This is a genomic window from Cobetia sp. SIMBA_158 (assembly GCF_046566945.1).
Lineage (GTDB): Bacteria > Pseudomonadota > Gammaproteobacteria > Pseudomonadales > Halomonadaceae > Cobetia > Cobetia amphilecti.
On record NZ_JAWJYL010000096.1, the window covers coordinates 1 to 388 of the forward strand.

The 388-nt window shown below is 44.1% G+C and carries 1 protein-coding gene; it reads right to left on the bottom strand.

Features of this window, described 5'->3' with window-relative positions; translation table 11 throughout:
* Nucleotides 1-388: hypothetical protein (locus R2R70_RS19140; protein ID WP_410978771.1), on the bottom strand; the 388-nt coding region annotated here is incomplete at both ends.

The following is a 388-nucleotide window of genomic DNA, read 5'->3' on the forward strand; positions in this document are numbered from 1 at the left end:
GCCCCATACGAATTGAACCCAATTCCAGAACTCGGTTAGTTTATTCCACACCCCTACAATGGCTTCAATTGCCACTGATCCAAACGGTTCCCAGACATATGTCATAAACCATGCCGAGAAAACGGACCAGGTGATTTTTATCCATTCCCATAATTCGGTGATCTTGTTCCACACAAGAGTGATTGCCACAACCGCAATTTGTCCGTAAGGAGTCCATACGTTGTCCATGAACCATGTCGATGCAGCTCCCCATACGGTACTAATCACTTCCCACGCAACGACAAAAACACCAACTACAAAGTTGATGATTGGTACTGCAAAGTTATAAATAGGCAGCCACACGTTATTATTGAACCATGAAGAAAGCTGACTCCATTTCTCTGTGATC